This is a genomic window from Clostridium sp. CM038 (genome assembly GCF_055081105.1).
In genome coordinates, this window is record NZ_CM143651.1 from 1,578,097 (window position 1) to 1,604,380 (window position 26,284).

At 31.7% G+C, this 26,284-nt stretch carries 27 protein-coding genes and 1 riboswitch; of the genes, 23 read left to right on the plus strand and 4 right to left on the minus strand.

Translation table 11 applies throughout. The annotated features are described in order from the left end of the window. Positions 1-390: 390 nt before the first annotated feature. The gene (gene brnQ / locus ACWJKS_RS07175) at positions 391-1,686 is read left to right on the plus strand and encodes a branched-chain amino acid transport system II carrier protein (RefSeq protein ID WP_462960834.1); all 1,296 of its coding nucleotides are present in this window, start codon (positions 391-393) and stop codon (positions 1,684-1,686) included. A gap of 200 nt (positions 1,687-1,886) precedes the next feature. Then, positions 1,887-3,347 carry an IS1182 family transposase gene (locus ACWJKS_RS07180; RefSeq protein WP_462960113.1) on the plus strand — a complete coding sequence of 487 codons (1,461 nt, stop codon included), beginning with the start codon at positions 1,887-1,889 and terminating at the stop codon, positions 3,345-3,347. Positions 3,348-3,363: 16 nt separating this feature from the next. Here the strand turns inward: ACWJKS_RS07180 and ACWJKS_RS07185 are convergent, their stop codons facing one another. Next, complete coding sequence (locus tag ACWJKS_RS07185; RefSeq protein WP_462960835.1) at positions 3,364-3,588, minus strand: hypothetical protein; 225 nt, start codon at positions 3,586-3,588, stop codon at positions 3,364-3,366. Between the two features lie 360 nt (positions 3,589-3,948). Between ACWJKS_RS07185 and speE the strand changes: the two genes are divergently transcribed. The 3 genes from speE to ACWJKS_RS07200 all read left to right on the plus strand — a co-directional run bounded on the left by speE (position 3,949) and on the right by ACWJKS_RS07200 (position 6,275). Continuing rightward, positions 3,949-4,821, plus strand: a complete 873-nt coding sequence (gene speE / locus ACWJKS_RS07190; RefSeq protein ID WP_165414534.1) for a polyamine aminopropyltransferase — start codon at positions 3,949-3,951, stop codon at positions 4,819-4,821. Between the two features lie 238 nt (positions 4,822-5,059). Next, positions 5,060-5,788 carry a hypothetical protein gene (locus tag ACWJKS_RS07195; protein ID WP_462960836.1) on the plus strand — a complete coding sequence of 243 codons (729 nt, stop codon included), beginning with the start codon at positions 5,060-5,062 and terminating at the stop codon, positions 5,786-5,788. A gap of 262 nt (positions 5,789-6,050) precedes the next feature. Next, entirely contained in the window at positions 6,051-6,275 is a 225-nt protein-coding gene (locus ACWJKS_RS07200) for an alpha/beta-type small acid-soluble spore protein (RefSeq protein ID WP_165414532.1), read from the plus strand. 158 nt (positions 6,276-6,433) lie between these two features. Here the strand turns inward: ACWJKS_RS07200 and ACWJKS_RS07205 are convergent, their stop codons facing one another. Next, positions 6,434-6,901, minus strand: a complete 468-nt coding sequence (locus tag ACWJKS_RS07205; RefSeq protein WP_216303688.1) for a GreA/GreB family elongation factor — start codon at positions 6,899-6,901, stop codon at positions 6,434-6,436. Positions 6,902-7,335: 434 nt separating this feature from the next. Here ACWJKS_RS07205 and ACWJKS_RS07210 point away from each other — a divergent pair, with 434 nt between their 5' ends. The 4 genes from ACWJKS_RS07210 to ACWJKS_RS07225 all read left to right on the plus strand — a co-directional run bounded on the left by ACWJKS_RS07210 (position 7,336) and on the right by ACWJKS_RS07225 (position 12,043). Beyond that, the gene (locus ACWJKS_RS07210; RefSeq protein WP_462960837.1) at positions 7,336-8,697 is read left to right on the plus strand and encodes an MATE family efflux transporter; all 1,362 of its coding nucleotides are present in this window, start codon (positions 7,336-7,338) and stop codon (positions 8,695-8,697) included. A gap of 276 nt (positions 8,698-8,973) precedes the next feature. Further along, entirely contained in the window at positions 8,974-10,191 is a 1,218-nt protein-coding gene (locus tag ACWJKS_RS07215) for a quaternary amine ABC transporter ATP-binding protein (protein WP_216303686.1), read from the plus strand. Continuing rightward, positions 10,160-11,002, plus strand: a complete 843-nt coding sequence (locus tag ACWJKS_RS07220; protein ID WP_216303685.1) for an ABC transporter permease — start codon at positions 10,160-10,162, stop codon at positions 11,000-11,002. Before ACWJKS_RS07215 ends, ACWJKS_RS07220 begins: the two co-directional genes overlap by 32 nt. A gap of 141 nt (positions 11,003-11,143) precedes the next feature. Then, a complete protein-coding gene (locus ACWJKS_RS07225) occupies positions 11,144-12,043 on the plus strand; it encodes a glycine betaine ABC transporter substrate-binding protein (protein WP_216303684.1) in 900 nt (299 codons plus the stop codon). A gap of 108 nt (positions 12,044-12,151) precedes the next feature. Here ACWJKS_RS07225 and ACWJKS_RS07230 read toward each other — a convergent pair whose 3' ends face one another. Further along, on the minus strand, positions 12,152-12,478 hold the full coding sequence (locus ACWJKS_RS07230) for a hypothetical protein (RefSeq protein WP_216303683.1): 327 nt from the start codon (positions 12,476-12,478) through the stop codon (positions 12,152-12,154). 619 nt (positions 12,479-13,097) lie between these two features. On the opposite strand from ACWJKS_RS07230, the gene ACWJKS_RS07235 reads away from it, so the two are divergent. From ACWJKS_RS07235 to ACWJKS_RS07270, 8 genes are all read left to right on the plus strand, one after another. Continuing rightward, entirely contained in the window at positions 13,098-13,610 is a 513-nt protein-coding gene (locus ACWJKS_RS07235) for an RNA polymerase sigma factor (protein ID WP_216303682.1), read from the plus strand. After that, positions 13,607-14,065, plus strand: coding sequence for a hypothetical protein (locus ACWJKS_RS07240; RefSeq protein ID WP_462953947.1), 459 nt, complete (start codon positions 13,607-13,609; stop codon positions 14,063-14,065). The genes ACWJKS_RS07235 and ACWJKS_RS07240 overlap by 4 nt, the downstream gene beginning before the upstream one ends. Further along, positions 14,046-14,576, plus strand: coding sequence for a hypothetical protein (locus tag ACWJKS_RS07245; RefSeq protein ID WP_462960838.1), 531 nt, complete (start codon positions 14,046-14,048; stop codon positions 14,574-14,576). The genes ACWJKS_RS07240 and ACWJKS_RS07245 overlap by 20 nt, the downstream gene beginning before the upstream one ends. Continuing rightward, on the plus strand, positions 14,569-14,874 hold the full coding sequence (locus ACWJKS_RS07250) for a LiaF transmembrane domain-containing protein (protein ID WP_216303679.1): 306 nt from the start codon (positions 14,569-14,571) through the stop codon (positions 14,872-14,874). The genes ACWJKS_RS07245 and ACWJKS_RS07250 overlap by 8 nt, the downstream gene beginning before the upstream one ends. 280 nt (positions 14,875-15,154) lie before the next feature. Continuing rightward, entirely contained in the window at positions 15,155-15,283 is a 129-nt protein-coding gene (locus ACWJKS_RS07255) for a hypothetical protein (protein ID WP_258280698.1), read from the plus strand. 80 nt (positions 15,284-15,363) lie between these two features. Beyond that, positions 15,364-15,912 carry a ParB N-terminal domain-containing protein gene (locus ACWJKS_RS07260; RefSeq protein ID WP_165414791.1) on the plus strand — a complete coding sequence of 183 codons (549 nt, stop codon included), beginning with the start codon at positions 15,364-15,366 and terminating at the stop codon, positions 15,910-15,912. 156 nt (positions 15,913-16,068) lie between these two features. Beyond that, positions 16,069-17,631 (plus strand): hypothetical protein, encoded by a 1,563-nt coding sequence (locus tag ACWJKS_RS07265; protein WP_462960839.1) that lies wholly within the window; start codon positions 16,069-16,071, stop codon positions 17,629-17,631. 64 nt (positions 17,632-17,695) lie between these two features. Continuing rightward, complete coding sequence (locus ACWJKS_RS07270) at positions 17,696-18,412, plus strand: FG-GAP-like repeat-containing protein (RefSeq protein WP_216303677.1); 717 nt, start codon at positions 17,696-17,698, stop codon at positions 18,410-18,412. A 46-nt stretch (positions 18,413-18,458) separates the two neighbouring features. Here ACWJKS_RS07270 and msrB read toward each other — a convergent pair whose 3' ends face one another. Further along, the gene (gene msrB, locus ACWJKS_RS07275) at positions 18,459-18,914 is read right to left on the minus strand and encodes a peptide-methionine (R)-S-oxide reductase MsrB (RefSeq protein WP_220286891.1); all 456 of its coding nucleotides are present in this window, start codon (positions 18,912-18,914) and stop codon (positions 18,459-18,461) included. A gap of 246 nt (positions 18,915-19,160) precedes the next feature. Between msrB and ACWJKS_RS07280 the strand changes: the two genes are divergently transcribed. The 6 genes from ACWJKS_RS07280 (at position 19,161) to ACWJKS_RS07305 (ending at position 26,254) form a co-directional block, all read left to right on the plus strand. Beyond that, positions 19,161-21,224: a penicillin-binding transpeptidase domain-containing protein gene (locus ACWJKS_RS07280; RefSeq protein ID WP_462960840.1), complete on the plus strand. Its 2,064-nt coding sequence runs from the start codon at positions 19,161-19,163 to the stop codon at positions 21,222-21,224. Between the two features lie 125 nt (positions 21,225-21,349). Beyond that, the gene (locus tag ACWJKS_RS07285; protein ID WP_224578950.1) at positions 21,350-22,411 is read left to right on the plus strand and encodes an IS30 family transposase; all 1,062 of its coding nucleotides are present in this window, start codon (positions 21,350-21,352) and stop codon (positions 22,409-22,411) included. 123 nt (positions 22,412-22,534) lie between these two features. Continuing rightward, positions 22,535-22,715, plus strand: a riboswitch (cobalamin riboswitch). A 162-nt stretch (positions 22,716-22,877) separates the two neighbouring features. Then, entirely contained in the window at positions 22,878-23,438 is a 561-nt protein-coding gene (cobU, locus tag ACWJKS_RS07290) for a bifunctional adenosylcobinamide kinase/adenosylcobinamide-phosphate guanylyltransferase (protein WP_165414029.1), read from the plus strand. A 34-nt stretch (positions 23,439-23,472) separates the two neighbouring features. After that, positions 23,473-24,420 carry an ABC transporter substrate-binding protein gene (locus ACWJKS_RS07295; RefSeq protein WP_462960841.1) on the plus strand — a complete coding sequence of 316 codons (948 nt, stop codon included), beginning with the start codon at positions 23,473-23,475 and terminating at the stop codon, positions 24,418-24,420. A gap of 16 nt (positions 24,421-24,436) precedes the next feature. Beyond that, positions 24,437-25,489 carry a FecCD family ABC transporter permease gene (locus tag ACWJKS_RS07300; protein WP_165414031.1) on the plus strand — a complete coding sequence of 351 codons (1,053 nt, stop codon included), beginning with the start codon at positions 24,437-24,439 and terminating at the stop codon, positions 25,487-25,489. Continuing rightward, positions 25,490-26,254: an ABC transporter ATP-binding protein gene (locus ACWJKS_RS07305; RefSeq protein WP_165414032.1), complete on the plus strand. Its 765-nt coding sequence runs from the start codon at positions 25,490-25,492 to the stop codon at positions 26,252-26,254. The last annotated feature ends 30 nt before the right edge of the window (positions 26,255-26,284 follow it).

Genomic DNA, 26,284 nt, shown 5'->3' on the forward strand with positions numbered 1-26,284 from the left:
GGACTAATTTTAGCATTTAAAGGCTTGTTTGTAAATAAAAAAATATGCGTAATTATGTCAATGGCCTAGGGGAATTGCAACAGCAAAAAAATGTATTGGGTGCATCACAGTGATCCGGAAGTTAGCTCATTGGTATACTTTTCATAGTTGTTATTATTCACGCATTGTTATACAATGCTATTATTAAAATAATTTAATAAGGAGATTTTCTCATGAATTCAGATTTTGAAAACGGTAAAATAGGAAAACTATTGTTCAACCTAGCATTACCATGCATTATGGCTCAATTAGAAATTAAAAAGATAAGGTAAGCCTTATTCTTAAAATAATAGTGTGGATTTAATTATTTTTTAGAATTACATAAATTCATCCATCTGGAGGTATACACAAATGAAAACTTCAACAAAACATTCCTTGGTTATAGGGTTTGCACTATTTGCAATGTTTTTCGGTGCAGGAAACCTGATTTTTCCACCATACTTAGGGAAAGCGGTAGGAAGCAAGTTTATTATAGCTATTATAGGGTTCCTCCTTACAGGAGTTGGTCTTCCTCTAATTGGAATAATTGCCTGTGCTAAAATTAATGGTTCTTTCGATAAAATGGCAAATAGAGTAGGTTCAAAATTTGCAATAATAACAGGTGTAGCTTTAATTCTTGTTATAGGACCTTTATTTGCAGTTCCAAGAACAGCCGCAACGACTTTCGAACTTGGAATACAGCCTTTATTCCCATTTATGGGGCAAAACATAACTATTATATTGTATTTTGCAATAACACTTGCATTCGTGCTTAAACCTTCTTCAATAATTGATAATATAGGTAAAATACTTACACCAGCACTTTTATTAATGCTCGCTATAATTATATTTAAAGGCATAATATTTCCTATTGGACCAATTGTAAATACACATTACCAAGGTGCATTTTCAAAATCTTTATTAGAAGGTTATCAAACGATGGACGGTATGGGCTCTGTTATATTGGCATCAATAATTCTTTCAGCTGTTAAAGCAAAGGGTTATGAAAATCCAAAGGATATAATGAAGATGACTATAAAGGCATCTATGGTGGCTGTAGTGGGTTTAGCCTTTGTATATTCTGGACTTATGTATCTTGGATCTCAAACATCTACTTTGTTCTCTGAAGATATAGCTAGAACTAATCTAGTTACACAAATTGTAAAACTAGACTTAGGCAGTATTGGTAGCGTTATTCTTAGTTTATCTGTGAGTCTTGCATGCTTAACAACTTCTATAGGATTACTTTCAAGTGGAGCAAAATACTTTACTGAACTCTCAAATGGTAAAGTATCATACACGACTAATGCTATTTCTATGGCGTTAGTAAGTGGAGTAATAGCTACAAAAGGCGTTGATAGTATAGTTATATTGGCAGTTCCAATTTTACAAATTTTATATCCAATTGTAATTATTCTAATAGCTATTACCTTTCTTGGTGATAAAGTGAAAAATGATAAGATTGTTGCTATAACTGTATACACAGCTTTAATAATAACTATTTTAGATACAGTAAATGGTTTATTTGGGAATAACATCGCATTTATTAAATTTATTCCTCTAGCAAGTGCAGGATTCTCATGGCTTGTACCTTCTTTACTAGCTTTTGTAATTTCAAACATTTTAATAAAATCGAAAGAAGATGCTACTTCAATTGTTGAAATGTGAGAATGTTTCAGCGATATAAATAATTAATATTTATAGTATAAAAAGCCACCTTTATGCGAGGCCACTGAAAAACTATATGAAAAATCGTCATCTAATTAAAGATGGCGATTTTTTTATATAAAAGACTAAAAAACAAAAAGGAATTTTAAAAGATATGTCGAATTAGTATAGTAGAATAAAATAAAAGGGGCTAAACTATTATGCTAAAAGGACAATTGGAAATAAAAATAAATACATACCATAGCTTATATTCGTTAATTATTCCGAAAGATAACATTTTAAAGCAAATTAATGACCTTGTTGACTTTTCATTTGTTTATGACGAATTGATGATTAACTATAGTTCATCTATGGGTAGAGGTGCTATTAACCCCATAATGCTATTTAAATATTTACTTTTGAAAGTAATATATGAATTGTCTGATGAAGATGTTGTTGAAAGAACTCTTTATGACATGTCCTTTAAATATTTTCTAAATTTAGCCCCAGAAGAAACAAATTTAATAAACTCAAGTACACTAACTAAATTTAGAAAGCTTCGCCTTAAAGACATGAATTTATTGGATTTATTAATAAACAAGACTGTAGAACTTGCTATAAAAGAGGGAGTTTTAAAAAGTAAAGCAATAATAGTTGATGCTACGCATACCAAGTCACGTTATAACCAAAAGTCAGCAAGCGAGGAATTATTGAAACGTGCAAAAAACTTAAGAAAAACATTGTACGGAGTACATCCTGGTATTAAAGAAGAGTTACCTAATAAAGTTACAACTGGAGTACTTGAAGATATTCTTGAGTACTGCAAATTATTAATTGATACCATAAACGAGAAGCCAGAAACTGCAGCAAATCCAGCTGTGAAAACTAAATTAAACTACTTAATGGAAGCTATTAATGATGACTTAGAAAATCTAAAAATATCAAAAGATGAGGATGCAAAAGTGGGGCATAAAACTGAGGATAGTTCTTTTTTTGGATATAAATCACACCTTGCTATGAGTGAAGAACGTTTAATTACAGCAGCTGTTATTACAACTGGCGAAAAAAGTGATGGAAAGGAGCTCATAACCTTAATAGAAAAAAGCCGTGAGGCTGGTATAGATGTAAATGAAGTAATTGGAGATACAGCTTATTCTGAAAAGAAAAACCTAGAATATACAAAAGAAAATAAAATTGCATTAATTTCAAGACTAAATCCTGTAATTTCACAAGGAATGCGAAAAAAAGAAGATGAATTTGAGTTTAATAAAGATGCTGGTTTATTTGTATGTCCGGCAGGTCATATGGCTATTAAAAAAGCAAAACAGGGAAAGAAGAATGTTGGTAAAAATCAAGTGCTAACCTACTATTTTAATGTAGAAAAGTGTAAAAATTGTGTTCATAAAGATGGGTGTTATAAAGAAGGCGCTAAATCTAAAACTTATTCAGTTTCAATAAAGTCAAATACTCACAAAGATCAAATAGAGTTCGAAAAAAGTGAATATTTTAAAAAACGAGCTAGGGAACGTTATATGATAGAGGCTAAAAACAGTGAACTTAAGCACCAACATAGCTATGATGTAGCAATATCGTCAGGCTTAATTAGCATGCAAATGCAAGGTGCATTATCAATCTTCACTGTGAATATAAAGAGAATAATTAAGTTGAAAAGCATGAAATAGGGCTTTTAAAACTTAATTATAAAATAAAAAGCATGAGATATCCAAAATATGGACATCTCATGCTTTTTCTATTCAAGCTTGAAAACTCTACTAAATAAAGAGTGCTTTTTTCAGCGGCCTCCTTTATGCAGGTGGCTTTTGTTTCTTTTGACTTATCACTGCATTTTTCATCATTTAGTTTATGATTTCTATTTATTTTCGTCTCCACAGTAGCAACATCTACATCATCTAGTTTGTGCAAAACAATATAATTATCTTCTGTTATTCTTTTTTCTTAATTATGGTTTAAAAAGGATTTTAGAAAAAAATAACATTATATTAATATTATTAACCTAATTATAATATTCAGCTTTTTTTCTTGAGTGACCATGGGATAACTTTCAGTTAGCTATTATGGGTTGATGGAGATTTAAATAGAATAAGATATTGTGGTGTTGGGTTATCATTAGCATATCCAAGTTGAACTTTCGAATATCTATGATATACTTGAAGTGGTGGCTTTCGGAGATACAAAAGAAAACATTAAAGCTGTAATTGTTGAATTAACTATAATAGAGTTGCATCTTTACAAGCTTAAATTTATTATAATGGAGGAATTATTATGAAAATGGATGAATTGCCAAAGTATTTTAAAAAAATTGATAATGAACTGTGGTTTGAGGAAGTTGAAGTTGAGAAAAAAAGTTTGAAAATTACTTACAAAATTAATAAATGTTTTTCATATAGCAAATCGCCCTATCAAGAGGTAGCTTTGATTGATACTGTGGCATTTGGTCCATGTCTTGTGCTTGATGGGTCAATGCAGACTACTTCAGCAGATGGTTTTATATATAATGAAATGATTACTCATATTCCAGTAATCACACATAAAAACCCACAAAACGTATTGGTAATTGGTGGAGGAGACTGTGGAGCGGTACGAGAATTATCAAAGTATAAAGGACTTGAGACAATTGACATGGTTGAGCTCGACGAAGTAGTAACAAAAGAAAGCATAAAATTTCTTCCGGAAATAAGCGGAGGCGCAGGTTTTGATAAAAGAATCAATTTTAAATTCGGAGATGGAGTTGAATACGTAAAGAAGACCGATATTAAGTATGATATAGTCATGGTCGATTCACCAGATCCTGAGGGTCCTGCTAAGGATTTGTTTGGAGAAGAATTTTATAAAAATGTAAAAAGAACATTAAAAACTGATGGAGTAATGGTATGTCAAAGTGAATCTCCAATGCTTCATCGTAATATAATTGAGAATACAAGAAGGATATTAAAGAATAACTTTAAAATTGTAAAAACCTATATAGCGTTTGTTCCAACTTATCCAGGTGGATTATGGAGTTTTACAATGGCTTCAGATGTTTATGATCCTAGTAACATGGACGTAAATAAATTGCCTCTTGAAACTCGTTATTTAACAAAGGAGATTGCAAAATCTTGCTTTGATCTTCCAAATTTCATAAGTGATCTAAAATAGAAAAAGCTGAGCTTAAAAGTTTAGAGACTACAATTGATTAGGGTATAGACATGAAGTCTGTATCCTTTTTAATGTGATGGTTAAGGAGGGTTTAAATTATGCCAATCTGGGTGTCGTTTTTAATTGGGTTTATTATAGCAATTGTATTTAGCATTTTTATTAAAAAAAACAAATAACTTTTAAATAATTATGATTATAAAGTTATCACTATAAAAGCATATGCGAGGAGAAAAAACAAATGAAAAAGTCAGTAAAAGCACTTGTAATCTTATCACTCATAGTACTATTAGTTATAGTAGTAAGTATATACAGAATAGTCTCAACACCACCATCACAAGTATCATCAGAAGCTGCAACAGGAACACCAGAGCAAATAGCGGATAAAAGGATTTCAGATGCGAAAATAGTAGCGGATAAAAAAATAGCAGATGCAAAAATAGTAGCAGATAAAATAATAGAAGATGCAAAAGTGGTGGAGGAAAAAAAAACATCGGATTTAAAAGCAATCGAGACTAAAAAAATATTAGAGGCAAAGTCTCAGGGTAATCAACTTAAAGAAGATGAATATAAAAGTTATAGTAATGAAAAATTTTCATATTCAATTATGTATCCTAATGATCTTAAAGTAGTTAATGATACTGCAAATGGTAATATATTTAAATCTGACGATGGAAAGGTTTATTTGCAGGTATATGGAACTAATAATGCACCAAATGATACTATTGATTCAATATACAATAAAGCAATTAAAAATAATAATATGTATTATAAAGCTAAAGGTGGTAGTTGGTTTGTAATATCTTATACTGAAGGTGACGAAATAGTATATCAAAAAAAAGTAGTAGGAAAAGCTTCAACAAATACTTTTATTTTTAAATTTCCAGCAAATGAAAAGGACAAATATACTAAAGTTGTGGATAGGCTTGAAAAAAGTTTCAAGACATCTTCTACTGATAAAAATCATTAATGGTAGAGTTGATAAGCCGCATAAAAAAATAGATAACTATTATAAATAAATATAATAGAAAAAGGAGATAATTAAAGTTATCTTCTTTATTTTATTTCAAACACAATCAAAATTAATAAACCTAAATAAAAATTTTAAAGATGAATTAATGAATAAAAAGTTCGTTTTAAAAAATACTAGTTGTAGATATACAAGGTAGAGATCAAAATTATTACAATATATCTTGGGTATTTACAATATAAAATTATATGGAGGTAGTAAAATGACTAAAAGAACATTAGTACCAGAAGCAGCGGGAAAACTTCAAAAATTTAAGATGGAAGTAGCACAAGATATGGCAGTAGATAATATTGAAAGCAGAAATGTAGATATGGGCGATGTGCCAAGTAATATTGTAAATAAAATAAAAAATTCAGGTAATGTCGGCGGAGAAATGGTAAAGAGAATGGTAGAGGCAGCAGAAAAAAATATGGTGGATAATAAGTAAAGGGTGTCGTGCATCCGTATGAAGTTTCTCCGCCGTGCCTTGAAATAAGGGTTTGAAATGTGAATTCATAAAAGCAATGATAAGGGGTAATTTTAAATTTACAAAACAAGAATTAATAAAAAAAATTTAAGCAGAGAGTGATCTCTGCTTAAATTTTTTTACTCGTAAATTTTTTCTATACTTACTTCATAATTGCCTTCAGGAGATATAACAGAGCACTTTTCTCCAAGTGCCTTTTTATATATTGCCATTCCAAGAGGGGATTCAATACTTATGTTCATTAAATCAGGGTTGGTCTCTACTGTTGATACCAGGTGTATGTTCTCAATATCACCTGTGTCAAGAAATTTAATATCAGCCTGACCTCCAAGACCTAATTGGTCGTCACTACTGTAATCATCTACGACTGTAGAGTTCCTAAGTAACTCTTGAACTGCAATTATTCTATCATTATTGGTTGCTTCCTCATCTTTAGCTGCATCATACTCTGCATTCTCACTTAAATCGCCATGGCCCTTTGCTTCTTTAATTGCGGCTGTTATTTCTCTTCTTTTTTCTCCTGTGCGAAAGGATAATTCTTCCTCTAATTTTATTACTCCACTAGGTGTTAATATTGTATTTTTCATAGTTTTGTCACTCCTAACAATTTTTGCGTATATGATTCTGTCTTCTATTTTAAAATAAATTAGACATATCAAATTTTTTTAAATATAGAGAAGACAATAAAGAATTATTATATCACATTTTTGGACAATATATTAAATGTAATTTTGAAGTTAATGTTTATTTAAATGTATTCTAATAAACATTACAAACTATATTTATAAAAACTGCAATATATTTTGTTGTTAATGAGCCCTGAAGTAGATTGAATAATTTAGGCTTGCAGAATAAGAAAAAATGTAGAACATGTGTTATACTAGAAAATAGGTATATCAATGGTTAATGCCGCATATCTAAACATATGTGACTCAAATAGAATAATATAAAATTACTGGAAATTGTAAAAGTTTCTTACTGACATTTTAAATTTATATTTTTAGTATGGAGGAATGTTTTTATGAATCAAACAAAAGAATTAGGAACAGAAAGTATAGGAAAACTACTGGTTAAGTTTTCGGTGCCGGCTATAACAGGGATGATTGTAAATGCGTTATATAACATTGTAGATCGAATGTATATAGGGCATATTAAAGGGGTAGGATCCTATGCACTTTCAGGACTTGCTATAACGTTCCCCATATCAGTTATTATAATGGCTTTTGGAATGCTTATTGGGATAGGTGCTAGTGCAGTTATATCAATAAAACTAGGAGAAAAAAACAAGGAAGCGGCAGATAATATTTTGGGAAATGCCTTTATACTTATAACGATAATATCATTAGTGATTAGTATACTTGGAGTTTTGTTTTTAAATAAACTTCTAATCTTATTTGGAGCAAGTGAAAATAGTATCCCCTATGCAAAAGCATATATACAAATCATACTTATGGGAGCTGTTTTTCAGAATATAGGATTTGGTATTAATAATATAATTAGAGCAGAGGGTAATCCTAAAATGGCAATGCTTACAATGGTATTTGGTGCAATTATTAATATTATATTAGATCCAATATTCATATTCGTTTTTGATATGGGAATTCAAGGTGCTGCAATAGCAACCATAATTTCTCAAGCTTTTAATACTATCTTAGTATTGAAATATTTTACATCTAAAAGCAGTGGAAGCGTGCTAAAAATAAAGAAAACCAATTTAAAGCTGCATAAACATATTATAAAAGATATTTTTGCTATTGGCATGGCGCCTTTTTCAATGCAAATTGCATCAAGTTTTGTAATTATTTTATATAATAAAGGGCTTTATTCTTACGGAGGAGATCTTGCAATAGCTGCAATGGGAATATTAAATAGTATATCAATGCTTATTTTTATGCCTATATTTGGTATAAGTCAAGGGATTCAGCCTATAATAGGATATAATTATGGGGCTAAATTGTATCCAAGGGTTTTAAAGGTTTTAAAGCTTGCCATAACTTTTGGCACTTGCATTGCTATAATTGGATTTATAGGAGTACAAGTATTTGCGAAGCAGCTTATTGGCGTATTTGTAGGTAATAATACTGACCTAATAAATCTAGGTGCACGTGGAATTAGAATAGACTTAATCTTTTTACCTATATTAGGGTTTCAAATTTTAGGGGCAAGCTATTTTCAAGCAATAAATGAGGCAAAAACCTCAATGATTTTAAGCATATTAAGACAAGTCATAGTACTAATTCCACTTATTCTTATACTTCCATTATTTTTTAAATTGGATGGATTATGGCTTTCACAACCTTGTGCAGATTTGATCGCAACTGCACTAACCGCATTCTTCTTATGGAAAAGTATTAAAAAACTTAAATGTAAAAACATTGTATAGAAAAACAACAAATGTAACACAATAACAAAATAGATCCAACAAAAAAAGGTGTTTATAAAGAACACCTTTTTATGTTAATTATTTTTAATAATTCAGGAGGTTGAATAAGTATGCAAATACCTTATTCATAGCATATATGTAATATAATAGGAGAAATGCGATTGTCGAAAACTTGTATTTACTGTCGAGGTCTAGTACAATGTAAGAATATCGCTTAAATCTAAAGGGATGTGTTTACAAATAATACATAGATTAAATAATCAAAGAGGTGAATAAATGTTGAAAATTGAAGTTAAAGGTTTGACCAAGATTTTTGGTAAAAACCCTAAACAAGGAATAAAGCTTTTACAAGAAGGAAAAACAAAACCAGATATCTTAAAAGAAACAGGAATGACTGTAGGTGTAAATAGGGTATCGTTTGAAGTACACTCTGGAGAAATTTTTGTCATTATGGGATTGTCAGGAAGTGGGAAGTCCACCCTTGTTAGATTGATTAATCGTCTAATCGAGCCAAATGCAGGTAGTGTGTTAGTGGATGGTGAGGATTTGGCGAAAATGGATAAACATAAATTAAGAGAAACTAGAAGAAAGAAACTAAGCATGGTTTTTCAAGGATTTGGATTATTTCCCCATCGTACTATTTTGGAGAATGCCGGATTCGGATTAGAAATACAAGGTATGGATAAAAAAGAAATTGAGGAAAAAGCCCTCGAATCATTACAATTGGTAGGGCTTAAAGGATACGAGGATCAATATCCTAGTCAATTATCAGGAGGGATGAAGCAAAGAGTAGGTCTTGCAAGGGCTCTAGCTAATAATCCAGATATTTTATTAATGGATGAAGCCTTTTCAGCACTAGATCCTTTAAACCGTAAAGAGATGCAAGATGAGCTTATAGATTTACAAGCAACCATGCATAAAACAATTATATTTATTACGCATGACTTAGATGAAGCACTTAAAATTGGAGACAGAATAGCAATTATGAAAAATGGATTAATAGTGCAGGTTGGTACTCCAGAAGAAATTATGACAAATCCTGCTGATGAATATGTTAGAAAGTTTGTTGAGGATGTAGATAGATCCAAGGTTTTTTCTGCACAACATGTTATGAAACGCCCAGAGACCATAGATGTAGAAAAACATGGTCCACGAGTTGCATTAAAACGTATGAGACAGGCTGGAATTTCAAGTATCTATGTTATTAATAAAAACAAAGAGTTCTTAGGAGTTGTAACTGCAGATGCGGCAGCTGAAGCAGTGAAAAATGGAACTAAAGATATTTATGATGTTATGATTACGGATGTTCCTGTAGTTCTTCCAGATTTGTCATTAAATGATTTGTTTGAGATAATACACGATTCTCCTGTACCAGTAGCTGTTGTTGAAGAAAAAATATTAAAAGGAATTATAGTTCGAGGTGCAGTATTAGCGGCTCTTGCAGGAAATGAGGTGAATAACGATGAAACAAATACCAACGATACCAATAGTTAAATGGGCTGACATGCTTGTAGCATGGTTAAGAGATAACGCTCAGTGGTTTTTTGAACCAATTAAAGATATTCTAAATGCTGTTGTAAATGGGTTAAGTGACGCATTAATAGCTATCCCTCCAGTGGTTTTTATACTGATTATCGTAGCATTAACTATATTTATAACTAAGAAAAAATGGGGTTTATCTATATTTGCATTATTGGGGTTGCTATTAATCCTAAATCTTGGATATTGGGAACAAACCATGCTTACCCTTTCATTGATTTTAACATCTAGTTCAATATCAATTTTGATTGGTATTCCTCTTGGAGTTTGGATGTCAAAAAGCAGAATGGTGCAAGATATAGTAACGCCTATATTAGACATTATGCAGACTATGCCTGCTTTTGTTTATTTAATACCAGCTGTTTCTTTCTTTGGGATAGGAATGGTACCTGGAATTATTGCATCTGTTATATTTGCAATGCCTCCAGTTGTAAGGTTAACTAATTTTGGTATTCGCCAAGTTTCAACAGAACTTATTGAGGCAGCAGATGCCTTTGGGTCAACTCCTGCACAAAAATTATTTAAGGTTCAACTTCCGATTGCGAAAAATACAATTATGGCAGGGGTTAACCAAACAATTATGTTAGCACTATCTATGGTTGTTATAGCTTCTATGATTGGTGCTGACGGGTTAGGTGTTGAAGTCTTTAGAGCGGTTACAAGAAATGAAGCCGGACAAGGATTTGCTTCAGGTTTAGCTATTGTTATATTAGCGATGATATTGGATCGTATTACTCAAGCGCTAAATAAAAAACACACTACATAAGGTTTTAACGACATTTCAGAAGGAAAGTCTCCACTTCTATAATTGGGAGTGTAAATCTCCTTCTGAAGTTGTTAATATTGCAGCTTCGAAGAAGATGATTTAACGACATTTCAAAATAAAATAAAAGGAGTAAGTAAATTAATGATTAAAAATAATTGGAAACAATTTGGAATAGTAACATTTAGTCTAATAGCTCTGACTTTTGTAGGATGTAGTAGTAAAAGTGGCGAAGTAAAAAAGACTGATAATTCAAGTATTGAAAAACAATTAAATTATAAGATTACAGGTATAGATGCGGGCGCGGGCGTAGTGCAAGCTGCTGAAAAAGCTGTTAAAGACTATAAATTAGATTATAAAGTGCAAACTAGCTCAGGTGCTGCTATGACACAAGCACTTTCAGATGCAATTAAAAATAAGGAGCCAATTATAATAACTGGTTGGTCACCTCACTGGATGTTTAGTAAATATGATTTGAAATACTTAAAGGACCCTAAAGGATCTTTCGGTGGTGCTGAAAATATAAATACAATTGCACGCTTAGGATTAAAAAAAGATAAGCCAGATGCTTATAAAATTTTAGACCAATTTTCATGGACAGCTGATGATATGGAAGCTGTTATGCTTAAAGTTAACGAGGGTGAAGTTGTAAAGAAAGTTGCAAGACAATGGATTACTGACAATAAAGATAAAGTAAGTAAGTGGACAGCGGGTGCAAAAAAAGTGGATGGTAAGGAAGTCAAGCTTGCTTATGTTTCTTGGGATACAGAAATTGCATCTACTAATGTAATTGCATTAGTACTTGAAGATATGGGATACAAAGTTAGACTTACGCAAGTAGAATCAGGTCCTATGTGGGCGGCTGTAGCTACTGGAGATGTAGATGCTATTGTTGCAGCATGGTTACCAGGAACACACGCTAAATATATGGCTGACTACAAAGGTAAAGTTGAAGATCTAGGTCCAAACCTAGAGGGAGCTAAAATAGGGTTAGTTGTTCCTAAATATATGAACATTAATTCTATAGAAGATTTAGCTAAATAGATTATTTATTAAAAATAGGCCTTCAAAAGGCCTATTTTTTTACGTTATTAGATTCAGTGTATGTAGCAAGTTAGAGTGAGGTTAAATTGTCATCTCTAGTTCTACTTATTAATCTTTTCTGCAGCAATTCTTGTGAACCCAATTTTTATAGTCTTCTTGAAATCCTAAGTCAGTATAACAAATTAATTCTCCAGGAGAAATGGAATTAGTACATACCTGACAAGTAGAGTTATACTCAGCTGTCTTTGTAATCCCTAACCATAGGGGTTCATTAAGTTTTAAAAGTTCATGTTCTAGTTCATTATCTGTAAATTCCTTGCATACTAACTCACGTAAATAACCTGAAAAATTATTTTCTCCATGAGTTAATTTAGATTTTCGCAGTGCTAGTTTATACACATGATCTGGCAGGTTAATTGATACTTTTTTACTCATTATTACTAACTCCTATAGTATTAATATCTACTGATATAATATGAGGGTTATTATAATTAGTGCACACTTTGTATCGAATATTGCCTTGGACGTGGTACTACTTTAAAGGTAATTATTAAAAAGTGCATAAGTAATCAATTAGAAGCAGATAGGATAGGGAATAACCTATATTAGTATTAACTACGAATTTGTTGTTGGGTATTTTTTTTTGAGTATTATAAATTCCTAATAAAATGAGTGTTATTCCCAGAACTATTATAAGTGAACTCAGTGCTAATTTAAACATACTGTTACCTCCCATCATATAAATACATTTGCGATAGCCTGACAGAGCTATTGCTTATTAAATCATCTCCTGCGGAGCTGTATATTAACGACTTCAGAAGGGGATTTATACTCTCACTGAAGTTTTCTATTTGTTAGGGTAAGTAACGCCTACTTATAGTAGGTAACTCCCACTTATAGAAGTGGGAGACGTTCCTTCAGAAATGTCGTTAAATTGTACTTTATTTATATGGTAATTGTAACATTAATTTTAATAACATTACATTTTAAATGTTATAATTGAAGTGTTTTTTATTTCTCAATCGTTATATTAAGTGTAAGGGCAAAAAAGGGGGTGATGGTTGTTCAAAAAGAACAGTTTGCAAACTATATAAAACAATATGAACGTTTAATCATTACTATTTGTCTATCCTTTACAAAAAATTACTTTGATGCAGAGGATTTGGCACAACAAACTTTTTTGTCTGCATATATAAGCTTTGGTAAATTTGATGGGGTAAATTTTAAAGCTTGGCTTACAACAATTGCAGTGAATAAATGTAAAGATTTTCTTAAAAGTCCTGCAAGAAAAATTCACAGCATACCTGATGAAGATTTTGAGGGTATAAAGGATAAGGGGGAAACACCTGAGGAGTCGCTTTTAAAAAAACATAGTAGCGAAAAAATATATAGTTTATGTAAGAAATTAAAAGAGCCTTATAGGGCGGTGTCAGTAAACTATTTTTGTGAAGATGTTAAACTTTCTGATATGGCAAAAAACACAGGTCAAAGTTTGAAAACATTGCAAACACATCTTTATAGATCCAAAAAGATGTTGAAAGTTTTATGGAAGGAGGAGTTTATGTGAGTGGTACATTATTTAAAGAAAACGGACACTTAAGTAAAATATCAATAAAAGGGCTTAAAGAGGGATCTCTAAGTGATAATGAACTAATTTTATTATCAGAACATATTTGCCATTGTGAAGGCTGTGCTGATGCTTTAGCTAATAGTTTCGATGATAATGAACTTACTGATGCTCCTTTAGGATTTGAGCAGGAAATACTAAACAAAATAAATAAGGAAAAAGAAATTAATACTCAATTTATCTTTTATTCTATGAGGGTAGTAATGGCAGCAAGTATAGCATTAATGTTTGTTTTTTCAAATCCATTAAATTTTGTGGCCAATGCTAAAAGTGAAACACTGGAGGTAACCCCTATGAGTTTAAGTACCATAAACTCAATTAATGAAAGTCTTAATAATTTCTCGCAAAAAATAATTAACTTGGAGGTTTTTAATAATGAAAAAGGAAAAAAATAAATTTTTAACCTTTAGCTTTTCAATGTTACCTGGCGCAGGTCACATGTATATGGGATTTATGAAGATGGGTTTATCACTTATGACAGCATTCTTCTTTTTAATATTTCTTTCTAGCTGGCTTTCGATAGGGCCACTACTATTCGTTTTACCATTGATTTGGTTTTACTCGTTTTTCGATTGTATGAATAAACGTTATTCAACGGATGAGGAGTTTTTACTTTTAGAGGATAATTATTTATTTTCTCTTGATGAATTAGTGAAAATAGATAAAGGAATGTTTAAGAAACACAGCTTGATTGCAGGGATATTACTAGTATTTCTAGGCATTTATTTAATTTGGAACAACATCATAAACACCTTACTTGGACGTATGAATATGTCGGGCGAACTATATAGTCTTATTAATGATGTAACAAGAATGGCCCCTCAGATAATAATAGGTATTGTAATAATTGTTGTGGGTGCGAAACTTATTATAGGCAAGAAAAAAGAGTGTGATATGAATGATTAAGGGACGTAGAGTGGGAACATTTACTACTGGAATAGTTTTAGTTATATTTGGAATAATGTTTTTACTACGATTAATAAATCCAAGTATTAAATATTTACTAATAGCATCGATGTGGCCCCTAGTTTTAGTTCTACTAGGAATTGAAATTATTGTAGCCTACTTAATAAACAAAAAAGAAGCAATGAAATACGATTTTGGCGCAATAATACTGATAATAATGGTATCATTCTTTGCAATGGGTATGGGATGTATGGAGTATACAATTACTCACATTGAACAGTTTAGAACTGTATTTTAACGTCATTTTAGAAGCTGTGTAGCTTTGCAGGAGATGACTTAAGTTAAGAATCCCAGCACTTAAATATATTTAAGTACTGGAAAGTTTTGTTAAGTAAGTGGAAAATAGTAGCATAAAAAAATAGTTTAACCCCTAAAAGTATGCTATTTCCTGCAATTGTAGGGTTTGAATTGTAACTTTATGCATACAATGATATAATAGATGTATAGGTAAGAATAGTGATAAGTAATAGTTAAGATTTACAAATAAAATTTTTGAATTTACGAATGGGGTGAAGTCTGTGTTAGCTTATAATGAAAAAAATTCTACAGTTGAAAAATATCTAAAAACGTCTAACATAGTCATAGGTAAATTTACTTGCGTGAAAACTAATATGAAGTTAAATTATAATATAGTTAAAAACACCTAGAAAGGGCTATGAGCTTTCTAGGTGTTTTATTTTTGGAATTAAACAGCTAAAATATATACAATTAAAAGGAGAGTTTAAATATGAATAAGAGTGAGATTATAATTAAGGGATTACCTGTAAAAACAAATAGGTTAGAGAATGGAGATGTTAATTTACTATTTAAAATAGGAACTTATGATGATATGAATTCAATTTATAGAGTAATTGTCAAAAAAGATTATTGGAGAGATGCAGTAATAGGTATGAAGGATGTAAATTATTTTGTAATTAAAGGTGAATTAAAAGCGTGCGTAAATAGCAAGGGAACCCCTTTTATTTCAGTTGAAGCATCATCAATTAAAATATTCAATCTGTTAAAAGATGCGAATGGTCAAATAGATTTAAATTACGAAATGCCAATTGGAACAGACGAAATAATGGATATTTCAAAGTTAGTAAATGAAAATGAAGATTTGTCAATAAAACGTTCAAAAAACAAAGCAATAAATTATATGAAGAATAATAAAAAGTTTAACAAACCTATTGTTATTAAAAAAGGAAGCTTTGTAATTGTATCGGGCCATGATCAATATGCAGCAGCGCAAGAACTTGGAATAAATAACGTGCCAGTTTCATATGAAGAAAATTAGTAAGTCAAAATTATATTTTTATTTTACTATTTATATTAGTTTTTAATATTATCTACAGTCAGTGATGTGAATATGTTTGAACATAGTATGCAAACAGGCTATAATATATTAAATACAACATATTGTTTATTTTATATAAATGTTTGGAGGGAGAAAATGGTTTGCAACAGCTGTAAGAATGAATTTACTAATATTAATGGATTAAAATTTTGCCCATATTGTGGAGAGAAAATAGAAGAAAAAATAGATTTAGAAGATGAACGGATTACTAATAAAAATAATAACAGGGATAAAGAAAAGACAGTTGGAGCGGACAAAAAAGAGGAAAAACATCAGGAGACGATAGCGATGCCTGCAATAACTGAGGAAAACATAAAAAAGGATAAAAGGGATAAGTTTTTTGCTTATTTTAAAAAAACATTTGTGCATAGGAAAGTAATTATACCTATAATATCATTATTAGTTGTTACCTCAGTCGCAGTCTTTGCATACACAGTTTTTATTGTTAAACCAGTGGATGAAGTGAAAATAAAAGACGACTTGCTAGGAAAAGTAGTAACTCTTCCTAAAGGAACAGTAATAAAAATAAGCAAAAATGATATGAAAAGCTTTAAGATAAATAGTAGGAATACATATAAGGGCAAGGATGACATAAAAGTAGATTTAACTTTAAACAATGGCGCTATTGAGGCAAAGACTTCTTTGGCTCTAGTATATAATGATGAAGGAAAAAATCAATGGAAGATTAGCCCTAAAATTATAGTTGAGAGCGTTAATTCATTGAAACCGTTGGTAGGTATGAATGAAAAGAAGTTTTGGGTTGGATTAAAAAAATTAAGTATTAATATTGCAGATATACCAAAAGTATTAGGTGGACAAGATGTCACAAATCTTGGCATGGTTTCAAGAACACCGGATTTAGAAAACAAAAAAGAAGAAATTTTGGTGACAGCTTCTATAGACAGTGGACTTCTGGTCTCTACAGGAAAGATAAAGTGTAACCTTATTTTTGAAAATGAAACTTGGAGAATTGATACCATTGAAGAAAACAGCGCAGAGGGATCTAAATTAGTCTTATCACCAACTTTTTCTGATGAAAAGGTTATTGAAACTATAAAAGAACAAGGAGTGGGAGAAACAGTATCCTATTCAAGTTTTTTTGGTGGCAAAGGGTTTGCTATAAATGATAGATTTACTAAGAGTATTAATATATCTGATAAAAAGTTTGATGTACAAAATGGAACATTAATCGTTAATGCTAAGAGGGAAAGTATAGTGGGAGAAATAAAGTTGGTATTATCAACTAATTATACTTTCTCAATATCTTTCGCCAATATATCTTTTTTAAACAGGTCAAAAACTACCGTTGATAGTGGGACAATAAACAATGTTCCTACGGAGATAATAGTACCCTCTATTACCAATGCCGAAATTGAAGGGAGTAATTTATTTTTCTGGTGGTCTAATAACCATAAAATAACAGCTAAAGAAGCGAAGACCTTTAAATCTAATGAAATATTGTCTAAGAAGGGATTAGATAATATAAAATATGTTTATGGAAGTATTACTTATAAAGATGAGAAAAAGAATGAAAACAAAAATGTTTCTTTTGTAGCGCTTTATTTTCTTGTTTACGATGCTGACAAGGGATATAACTGGAAATTAGATAAATTAGTTGGCGAAGATTCGCCCAATTACAAGGCTTATAAAAATCAATAAATGGAACAATTTATTGCTTGGCTCATAAGATATTTTATAAATCTTATAATGCAAAGGAGCAGTTATGTATAATAGATATAATAGGATAAATCCGAGCATTGTTAGTTATGCAAGTGGAGATGTAAATGGTGATGGAATAACAGATGCTGTGTACTTAACAGGTATAAAGACACCAGATAGTCCATATACTCAAAATATCGTCCTTGTAATTCAAGATGGAATAACAGGTGATTTTGCTAGTATACCACTTAGTGAAAATACAGGATACAATCCTACACTATTTTTGGGGGATTTTACAGGAGATGGTGTAGATGATATTTTAATAAGTATTGCAACAGGTGGTAGTGGTGGAATAATGTACTATTACATTTATTCGTTTATTAACAATGAGGCAAAATTACTATTTGACTTTAATGTATATAATGAGCAATACAAATACGATGTTACTTATAAAGACAATTACAAGGTTGAAGTTATCAGTAAGAAAAATAACCAAAAATACATTATAGATATATCCAACAAGGACGCCGATTATTTAAATGAAATATACGACGAAAACGGAAAGCTAAAGAATCCAATCAACGGATTCGTTGATCCTATAAGCGGCTTATATCCTGTGGATTTTGATTCAGATAAAGTATATGAGCTATTGGGTTATCAAAAAATAGCTGGAAGGTACCATGCAGACTCCTTAGGATATGTTTTAAATACTTTAAAATGGAAAGATAAGATATTTGCTTTGGATAATCAGCAAGTAGCTATTAATGGATTACAAGTATAGGTATACTTGTAACGATAGTTTTGGAGGAGAGCGAGAAACGCTCTCCTTATTTATTGAATAATTCTAAGTAATCTCCATATCCTTCATCGCAGAGCTTATGAATTGGTATAAACTTTAGTGAAGCACTATTTATGCAATATCTTAATCCACCCTGGGAAATCGGACCATCGTTGAATAAATGTCCTAAATGACTGTCACCATATTTGCTCCTTACTTCTGTTCTCATCATACCATGGGTTGCATCCTTATTTTCTTTAACGTTAGCATCCTCAACAGGCTTTGTAAAACTAGGCCACCCACAACCTGAATCAAATTTATCAAGAGATGTAAATAAGGGCTCTCCACTATTAATATCTACATAAATGCCTTCTTCTTTATTATTCCAAAATTCATTTTCAAAAGATTTTTCTGTGCTGCTTTCCTGACTTACTTCAAACTGAATTGGAGTTAAGATCTTCTTTAGTTCTTCTTTACTTTTTTTAGTATAAACTTTATTATCCATAATAATGCCTCCTTAATAATGAGTATAATATTTATTGCACCAATTAATAGTTATTATATACTAAATACATTATAAGCAACAGGGGTAAAGATGTGTTGAAAATAGTATCCTGAGGGTATTAATTCTCTAGTTAATATAATTTATTTTATAATATATTTGTTTAATATGCAAAAAAATAAACTTTTAAAAATCATACTATTTAATTATACGGTTCAAGTGTTATAATAAGTAAGGGGTGGTAAAAAAATGTCGAAAAAAAACTTAAAAGTAATACTTTTTACAACGATAGGGATTATATTAATAGTAATGGCAGTATTTATGTTTAATTTTTTTACAAAAGTGGATAGTGCAACAAAAACATTTGATACATATAAGAATAAGTGGGTAAAGCAGGATTTCAAAACAATGTATAGCATGCTTTCAGTTAAAACTAAGGAAACAATAACTGAAAAGGAATTTGTAGACAAATACAATGCTATTTATAGTGGAATAGAGGCTAAAAGTATATCTATTAATGTGGAGAATGAAGATAAAATTAAGGAAGGAAATAAAAAAGCTATAAATATACCATTTTCTATAGTTATGGATACTGCAGCAGGGCAATTAAAAATGCCAGGCTATCAGGCTACTATGGTGAAGGAAGAAGTCAACAATAAAAAGCAGTGGACATTAGTTTGGAATGAGAAAATGATATTTCCTAGTATGGAAGCGGGAGATAAGGTTAGGGTAGAGCCAGAAGTGGCTATACGTGGAGAAATTTATGATAGGAGTAAAAAACCACTTGCAATAAATGATTTAATTGTTACGATTGGAATAAAACCCATTACATTTATTAAAAATAAAGATGCTAATATATCGCAGATGGCTAAGATACTAGATGTTGATGCTTCGGTTATAGAAAATAAACTAAAGGATAATGAAAATTCTGATCAATTTATACCGATTATTAACATATTGCGTAGTGAAAAAGTAAAAATAGATGGAGTTATGAAGCTTGACGGGGTAATCCAGAACAAGCCTAAAGGTAGAGTATATCCAGGTGGGGAAGCTTTGGGGTCGCTTATAGGATACATAAAGCCGATAACTGCTGAGGAACTACAAAAGAATTCTAGTAAAGGGTATAACTCATTTAGTTTAATAGGAAAGGCAGGTCTTGAACAGGTTTATGAAGACAAGCTTAAGGGTGAAAATGGGGCAACAATATATATATCAAAACAAAATAATAACAATAAGATTGTAATTCTTAAAAAAGAATCAAAAGCAGGTGAAAATATAACATTATCAGTAGATAGTGAACTACAGAAGAAAATATATGAAGGGATGAATAAAGAGCCGGGAGCCAGTGCAGCAATAAATCCAAAAACTGGAGAGGTATTGGCTTTAGTAAGCTCCCCGTCATATGATTCAAATGCAATTACTACTTATGTTTCTAATACCCAAAAGGCAGAATGGGAAAAAACAGGGGATCCATTTAAAAATAGATTTAAGGCCGTATATTCTCCAGGGTCTACATTTAAACTGATAACGGCTGCAGTTGGGTTAGAGCAAGGGAAGATAAAACCTAGTGAACTTATTAACATACCGGGAAACGAATGGCAACCAGATAAATCATGGGGACTCAATAAGGTTACTAGGGTTGGTGAACCGAGAGAGTCAGTGAATTTACAGGATGCATTTGTATACTCTGATAACATATATTTCGCAAAGGCAGCTCTTAATATAGGTAAAGAGGAATTTATAAAAGGATGCAACAATTTTGGAATAGGTCAAAAACTTCCAATAGATTATCCAATAGCAAATTCACAAGTAGCCAATGGCAACAACATTAAGAATGATGTAGCATTAGCAGATACTGGTTATGGTCAAGGGGAGGTCCTTATGAGCCCACTTCACCTTGCACTATCGTATAGCGCAGTTGTTAACGATGGAAATATTATGTCTCCAACTTTAGAAAGTTTGAATGAAAAGGTAAAGGCTAAGGTATGGAAAGCTAATGCAATTTCCGCGGATAATATAAAATTTGTAAAAGATGGTCTCACTGGAGTTATCGATAACCCAAATGGTACAGGTCATGCGGCAAGAGTTGATGGGCAAGCTCTCGCGGGTAAAACTGGAACAGCGGAACTTAAGAAAGATGACAAGGATAAAGCTGCAGAAGAAAATGGATGGTTTATATGTATGGATACAGTTAATCCTAAAATAGTAGTATCAATGTTAATGGAAAACGTTAAAGAGAAAGGTGGAAGTCACCATGTGGTACCTATTGTAAAAGGAGTAATGGAATATTACTTAAATAAAACACTGAAATAGCGTTAGAAAGTAGGTAGGGTAAGTTGTAAAATGAAATGACCATAGAACAAAAAATAAAGACTCAAGAGAAAAAATCTTGTACAATGTTAAGTGACTAAACCAACACAAGTACAGGAGGATTTCAAATGAGTCAATCAAATTTTATCACAGAGAACAAAAAAGGTAAACACCTAACATATGAGGATCGTATAAAGATAGAGACATTATACAAAATGGGGCTAAATTCAAGCTGTATTGCGGAGCAAATAGGTGGACGTTCAGAGCGTACAATAAGGCGTGAAATTGCTAAAGGAATAGTAGAATTATTGAATAGTGATTTAACCACTCGAATGGAATATAGCGCAGAAATTGGGCAGTCAGAACATGACAGACAAGGCACAGCAAAAGGGCCTGCATTGAAAATAGGGAAAGATCACAAATTGGTGAAGTACTTAGAAAAAGCCATTGGTAAATATGGCGAATCTCCGTATGCAGCTATTCAAAATATAACAAATAAAGATCTACAATTCGAAACAACTATTTGCTTCAAAACTGTGTATAACTATTTGGATAATAATTTATTCTTAAACATAAGTAACAAAGATCTGCCTGTTAAAAAGAATGCCAAAAAGAGAAACTATAAAAAAATAAGGCCGGCGTATAACAATACCAAAGGAACAAGTATATCAGAAAGACCTACAGCGGTAGCTGCACGTGATGAGATAGGGCACTGGGAAATGGACACCGTAGTAGGAAAGCAGGGTACGAAGACTGTATTAATGGTATTAAGCGAAAGAGTAACTCGCAAGGAGTTAATCTTTAAAATACCTTCTAAATCACAGGTCGCTGTTGTGAAGGAATTGGACAAATTGGAGCGTAAAATGGGAATGGCATTCTCAAAAACATTTAAAACAATCACCTGTGATAACGGCTGTGAGAACCTTGATTTCGAGGGTATTGAGACCTCAGTAAGGAATAAACGAAAGAGAACTAAAGTATATTATGCCCATCCATATAGTTCATGGGAACGAGGCACAAACGAGAATATCAATAAAATGATACGACGATTTATCCCAAAAGGTGTGGATATTTCAGCATTCTCTAAAAAACAAATTATGCAAATACAGCACTGGATCAACAATTATCCAAGAAGGATTTTTAACGGTCTATCTGCTAATATGATGGAACGGAAAACCATTACAACTTAACATTATATTTTTCTTGAAAATTTCGGACATTTTATATTGCAATCTACATTAGAAAGTAGGTAGAATGATTTACATTGCTTTAATATTTTTTTGATGTTACAATAAAAATAGTCAACTTAATAAAAATTAAATATTGTTTTAGGTGCCCTGTAACAGGGGTTAAAAGGGAAAGTGATTATAAAACCACTGCAGCCCACCGCTACTGTATTAGAGGATGAAATCCAAAGAACCATTGGGAAACTGAGAAGGTTGGAGAGTAAGATGATGCTAAAGCCAGTAAACCTGCCTATTGCTTGAAATTTTAGTCTTCGGAGGGAGGATGAAAAATGCGTGATTTAACAATAATATTGGGTTATCCAATATGTGAAAAATTTAATTGCATTATTCCACATCCTTGAGATGTGGTTTTTTTATTTTCTGATTTTTTTACATTAGAGTATATCATTAAAATAATAAGGAGCATACTATGAAAAAAATTATACTTATAACAGGTGGAGCAAGGAGTGGGAAAAGTACATATGCTGAGAAGCTAGCCAAAGAAGAGAAGGGCAACGTACTTTATATTGCAACTTCAATTCCGTTTGATGATGAAATGAAGGACAGAGTAAAAAAACATAAAGAAAGAAGACCAGCTAATTGGTATACCTTTGAAGGCTATAAGAATTTAAAACAGGTATTCTATAACGAAGAAATGCAGTTTGATACGATTTTATTAGATTGTATTACAATAATGACTACAAATCTTATGTTTGATGAAGCGGGGGATAATTTCGATGATCTTAATAATCAAGCTATAAGCGCAATGGAAAAAGGGATTTTACAAGAGGTAGCAGTATTTCTTGACGAAGCAGAAAAAAACTTAAAAACAATAATTCTTGTAACTAACGAAATTGGCTCTGGAATTGTACCAGAATACAAGATGGCAAGGGTTTTTAGAGATATTGCGGGTAGAGTTAATCAGTATATTGCATCAAGGGCTCAGGAAGTTCACATGGTGGTTTGTGGTATCCCAATTAAAATTAAATAAGTAATTAAAAAAATAAAATTTATGGAGGCAACTTATGTTTAAAAGAAAAGGTATAATAAGTCTAGTTTTAGCTGTTTTTGTTTGTGTTGTATTTAGCGCGTGTGGCAGCAAAGGTGAGAATAAAGGGTCTCTTAATACTACTAAAAAGGAAACTAACGCTGTAGTATATCCGCTAAAGGTAGTTGACTCATATAATAGAACGGTTATCATTGAAAAAGAACCTAAAAGAATTATTACAATTGCACCAAATATAACAGAGGGAATATATGCACTTGGTAAAGGAAGCAGTGTAGTTGGTAGAAGTGATTACGATGATTACCCAGCTCAGGCCCTTAAGGTTACATCTGTTGGTGACTTATTGCAACCAAGTGTAGAGAAAATTGTTGAATTAAAACCTGATGTAGTTATTGTATCAGCTCTTTTTGATAAGGCTATTATTAAAAAATTAGAGGCTCTTAATGTAAAGGTTGTAGCGCTTGGTGGTGAAGAAAATTTTAATGGTGTGTATGACACAATGTCAAAACTTGGTCAGGTTGTAAATGCTAGTGGGGAAGCCCAGACAATAATATCAGATATGAAAAGGAAAGTTGCAGAAATAACTGATAAGGTTAAGGATGCTAAGAAGCCAACAGTGTACTATGTAGCAGGATTTGGCAAGAGTGGTGATTTTACAGCAGGAAAAGATACATTTATAGGTAGTATGATAGACATTGCTGGCGGAAAAAATGCTGCGGGCGACGTAGTTGGTTGGAACTACAGTGTAGAAAAGCTTGTAGAAAAGAATCCTGATGTGCTAATTTGTTCAAAGCTCTATGATTCAAAAAAAGGTATAAAAGCTACCAATGGTTACAAAGATTTGAATGCAGTTAAGAACGGCAAATTATTGGAGATTGATGAAAACATTATTGTTAGGCAGGGACCGAGACTTGCAGAAGGACTTGAAGCAATTGCTAAACTAGTTCATCCTGAACTTTTTAAATAAAAGGGGTTAAATAACCATGACGTTTATAGAAAATAAGAGTTATTATCGACGAGTTTTTGCAGTAGGGGTATTTTTACTCCTAATTGTAATGATTGTAGCAACAAATTTTGGGGTAGCAGATATTTCTTTAAAACAGACAGCCCTAATTATTATAAGCAAAATTCCAATATTAAATAACAGTGTATCCTTAGATGGAATTAATCCTACATCTGCAATCATATTGGTAAAGTTAAGACTTCCTAGAATCATTTTATCCTGTTTAGTAGGAGCAGCACTTTCAGTGGTTGGTACCTCTTTTCAGGGTATTTTCAAAAATCCAATGGCAGATCCATTTATTCTCGGAGTTTCATCAGGGGCTGCACTTGGGGCCACTATAACCATGGTTTTTCTTAATGAAATCAATTTTTTAGGGATGAGCATGGTGGCATTCAATGCTTTTGTAGGTGCTATAATAACTACTTTTCTGGTTTATAATATTGCGAGAGTCGGTACTAAAGTTCCAGTTACCACACTTTTACTATCGGGTGTTGCCATAAATTATTTATTATCATCCATTATTTCATTAATGATGACCTTTAATAGAGATAATATTGAAAAAATAGTTATGTGGACGATGGGAAGTTTTTCAACAGCTGGATATCACGAGGTAATTTTACTGTTTATAATAGTAGTTCCCTCAATTTTATTTATTTTTACATTTTCAAGAGATCTGAATATCATGGTTCTTGGAGAAGAGAGTGCTAGAAGTCTTGGTGTAGATGTAAATGGATTAAAAAAGTATATACTTTTAATAAGTACTTTGATGGTGGCAGCAGTCGTATCTGTAAGTGGAATAATTGGATTTGTAGGTCTTATAGTGCCGCACTCTATTAGAATGATTTTTGGACCAGATAATAGGGTGGTTATACCATTTTCTGCACTTGGGGGAGCTATATTTTTAATAATTTGCGATACGCTTGCAAGAGCAGTAGTGCCTCCATCAGAAATACCAGTAGGAATTATTACTTCAATTTTTGGAGTTCCATTTTTTATATATTTATTATATAGAACAAAGAAGAAGGCGATGTAATTGATAGAGATAAATAACGTAAGTTTTTCCTTTGAACAGGAAGTATTAAAGGATATTAGTATAAACATAGAAAGAGGAAAATTTCACACTATTCTAGGTCCAAATGGTTCAGGTAAAACTACACTTCTAAGGATATTATCAAAATCACTGCAACCTGAAAAAGGTGAAGTTTTTATTGATGAAAAGGACTTAGCCCAAATGAAATCAAAGGTTTTAGCAAAGAAAATAGCAGTGGTACCGCAAAGCACAGAAATCGAATTCGATATTTCAGTACAAGATATAGTTCTTATGGGAAGAACGCCTCATATTTCTAGATTCTGCTCAGAAAGTGAAAAAGATATGGAAATAGCTATAAAAGCTATGAAAATGACAAACACTTGGGGTCTTAGAAATAAAAGCATAAATGCATTAAGTGGCGGAGAAAGACAACGAGTGGTAGTGGCAAGAGCGATTGCCCAAGAAACAGGAATAATTCTTTTAGATGAGCCTATTTCTCACCTAGACATTCATCATCAAATTGAAATGATGAATCAATTAAAACAATTAAATGAAAATAAAAACATAACAATTATTGCTGTGCTACATGATTTGAACATAGCGGCTGCATATGGCAATCATATGATACTAATGCATGATTGCTTAGTTTACAAAGATGGAACTCCAGAGGAAGTATTAACAGAAGATATAATTAAAGAGGTTTACGGATTAGATGTATATATAACTAAAAATCCTAAAACGGGTAAAACTTTTATTATGCCATTTTAGTAGCAAGGGTAATCCTTTGCTACATTTATT